General features: G+C 71.8%; 3 protein-coding genes. All 3 read left to right on the forward strand.

Going from position 1 to position 3299, the window contains the following annotated elements:
- Positions 1–42 precede the first annotated feature (42 nt).
- Complete coding sequence (locus G6030_RS07430) at positions 43–1491, forward strand: FAD-binding protein (RefSeq protein ID WP_182642682.1); 1449 nt, start codon at positions 43–45, stop codon at positions 1489–1491.
- 51 nt (positions 1492–1542) lie between these two features.
- Positions 1543–2304, forward strand: coding sequence for a decaprenylphospho-beta-D-erythro-pentofuranosid-2-ulose 2-reductase (locus G6030_RS07435; RefSeq protein ID WP_182642683.1), 762 nt, complete (start codon positions 1543–1545; stop codon positions 2302–2304).
- A gap of 2 nt (positions 2305–2306) precedes the next feature.
- The coding region (locus tag G6030_RS07440) for an arabinofuranosyltransferase (RefSeq protein ID WP_182642684.1) at positions 2307–3299 on the forward strand (993 nt) is incomplete at its 3' end.

A 3299-nucleotide genomic window follows, 5' to 3' on the forward strand; every position in this document is an offset into this window, starting at 1 on the left:
CGACGCGGCGGCCGCGCCCCACCGGGCGGTAACCTCGACCGCGTGAGCACCGCGCAGAACACCCCACCGGCCCCGACCGCGCTGGACACCGAGCTCCGGCGCCTGACCGGCTGGGGCCGCACCGCCCCGGCGATGAGCCACGTGCTGACCCCGCGCTCGGTCGACGAGATCTCCGCGGCCGTCGCGGCGGTCAACGACTCCAACGCCTCCTCCCCCGCCCACCTGCGGCGCGGCGTGGTGGCGCGCGGACTCGGCCGGTCGTACGGCGACAGCGCGCAGAACTCCGGCGGGCTCGTGCTGGACATGAGCCGGTTCAACCGCATCCACGAGCTCAACGCCGAGAAGGCGCTGGCCGTGGTCGACGCGGGCGTCAACCTCGACCAGCTCATGCGGGCGGCCCTCCCGTTCGGCCTGTGGGTGCCGGTCCTGCCGGGCACGCGACAGGTGACCGTCGGCGGCGCGATCGGCCACGACATCCACGGCAAGAACCACCATTCCGCCGGCTCGTTCGGCAACCACGTCACGCGCATGGAGCTGCTCGTCGCGGACGGCCGCGTGCTCACACTCGAGCCGGGCGGCACCGCCGACGACCCCGATGGAACGTTGTTCTGGGCCACCGTCGGCGGCAACGGCCTCACCGGCATCATCCTCAAGGTGTGGATCTCCATGACCCGCACCGAGACCGCCTACTTCCTGGCGGACTCCGACCAGACCGGCTCGCTCGACGAGACGATCGCCCTGCACACCGACGGGTCGGAGTCGAAGTACACCTACTCGTCCGCGTGGTTCGACGCGATCAGCGCGCCGCCGAAGCTCGGCCGCGCGGCGGTGTCCCGCGGCTCGCTCGCCACGCTCGCCCAGCTCGAGGAGTACGCGCCCAAGCTGGCGAAGAACCCGCTGGCGATGGACGCCAAGCCGCTCATCACGTTCCCGGACGTGTTCCCCAACGGCCTGGCCAACAAGTACACCTTCGGCCCCATCGGCGAGGTCTACTACCGACTCGGCGGGACGTCGCGGAACCAGATCAAGACGCTGCCGGCGTTCTACCACATGCTCGACCTGTTCTCGGAGTGGAACCGGGCGTACGGATCCAAGGGGTTCCTGCAGTACCAGTTCATCGTCCCGCCGGGCGCCGTCGAGGGCTTCAAGGAGATCATCGGCGACATCCAGCGCTCGGGGCACTACTCGTTCCTCAACGTGTTCAAGCTGTTCGGCCCCGGGAACCAGGCGCCGCTGTCCTTCCCCATGGAGGGCTGGAACGTGTGCGTGGACTTCCCCATCAACGACCGGCTCAACAGCTTCGTCAACCACCTCGACGCCAAGGTCATGTCGATGGGCGGGCGGCTCTACACGGCCAAGGACTCGCGCGTCCCGGCCGAGCGGTTCCACGCCATGTACCCGGAGATCGACTCGTGGATCGCCACCCGCCGCGGCATCGACCCCCACGGGGTGTTCGCCTCCGACATGGGCCGGCGGCTCGAACTGCTCTGAGCGGGGTGAGCGCCCCCAGCGGTGTCGGGCCCCGTCGGTAGACTCCTGCCCATGATCAATGCCGTCGGCGTCCCCCAGACCCTGCTCCTGCTCGGTGGAACCTCCGAGATCGGCCTGGCCATCTGCGCCGAGTACCTGCAGCAGGGCCCGATGCGCGTGATCCTCGCCTGCCTGCCCGGCGACCCCGGTGTGGACGACGCGCGGGCCGAGATGACGGCCGCCGGCGCGAGCGCCGTGGAGCTCGTGGACTTCGACGCCGCGGCCACCGACACGCACCCGGCCGCGTTCGAGCAGATCTTCGCCGGCGGGGACGTCGACGTGGCGATCGTCGCGTTCGGCCTCCTCGGGGAGAACGAGGAACTCTGGTCCGACCAGCGCAAGGCGGTCCAGATCGCGCAGATCAACTACACCGGCGCCGTCTCGGTGGGCGTGCTGCTCGCCGAGCGGATGAAGGCCCAGGGCTTCGGCCGGATCATCGCCATGAGCTCGGCCGCCGGCCTGCGGGCCCGCCGCTCCAACTTCGTCTACGGCTCCACCAAGGCGGGTCTGGACTCCTTCTACACCGGTCTCGGGTACGCGCTCGACGAGCACGGGGTGGACGTCCTGGTGATCCGCCCCGGCCAGGTGCGCACCCGGATGTCAGCGCACGTCAAGGAGGCGCCGCTGACCATCAACAAGGAGGAGGTCGCCCGCATCGCGGTGAAGAACGCCGGCGCCGGTAAGGGCGCGGTCTTCGCGCCGGCCGCGTTCGGCGGGGTCATGGCCGTGCTCACGCACGTCCCGCGCCCCATCTTCCGCAAGCTCCCCTTCTGAGCATGCCGCCGGCACTCCGCGGACCCGGTCTGGCCGGGGCGGCGACGCTGCTCGCCGCAGCCGTCACCGCCGTGGTCCTGGTCGGTTTCTCGCTCGTCTCCTTTCCCGCCTACGGCAACTCCAACGTCCTGCGGGCCCTGACCGTGGTCGGTCAGACCGCCGCCGTCGCACTGGTGGCGGCGGGCATCCTCGCCGCGCGCGCCGGGGAGCGGCCGGGGGGTCGGCCCGCGCTGGTTCGGCTGGGCAAGCTCGCCGCCCCCACCGGGTCGGCCCTGCTCGTGGCGGCCACGCTGGGCATCCCGCTCGCGGCGTCGCGGCTGTACCTGCACGGCGTGAGCGTGGACCAGGAGTTCCGCACCCAGTTCCTCGGCCGCTCGGCCACCTCGCTCGGGCTGCCCGACATGGCGTACATCGACCTGCCGTCGTTCTACCCGTCGGGGTGGTTCTGGCTGGGCGGGCGGTTCGCGAACCTCACCGGCCTCGAGGGCTGGGCGGCGTTCAAGCCGTGGGCGATCCTGTCGCTGGCGGTCGCGGCCGCGCTGGTCACCGTGCTGTGGACGCGGATCCTGCGCACCGACCTCGGCGCCGCGGTCGGCCTGGTCTCGACCTCGATCGTTCTCGCCTACGGCAGCCCCGAGCCGTACGGTGCGGTGGTGGCACTGTTCCTGCCGCCGGTGCTCATCCTCGCGTGGCACGCGGTCAGCCCGACGGCCCGCCACGCCGGCCGCGGCGCCACCGTGGCCACGACCCTGTTCCTCGGGGCCTCGGCGTGCACCTACACGCTGTACACCGGACTGGCGGCGGGCACGGTCGTCCTCATGGCGCTCGTCGCGACCGTCTCCGCGGTGCTCGCCGCGCGGCGCGGTCGACGCGTCATCCCGCTCTGGCTGCCCGCGGCCCGGCTCGCCGTGATCGGGTCCGGGTCGATCCTCATCGCCCTGCTCGTGTGGACGCCCTACCTGCTGGCCGCGCTCCGCGGCGAGCCCGCCGACTCC

Source organism: Dietzia sp. E1 (assembly GCF_014145015.1).
GTDB classification, from domain to species: Bacteria; Actinomycetota; Actinomycetes; order Mycobacteriales; family Mycobacteriaceae; genus Dietzia; species Dietzia cinnamea_A.

What these genes read in the sequence shown, in the direction of transcription:
- G6030_RS07435 (WP_182642683.1), top strand. Translation starts at nt 1,543, where the DNA reads ATGATCAATGCCGTCGGCGTCCCCCAGACCCTGCTCCTGCTCGGTGGA.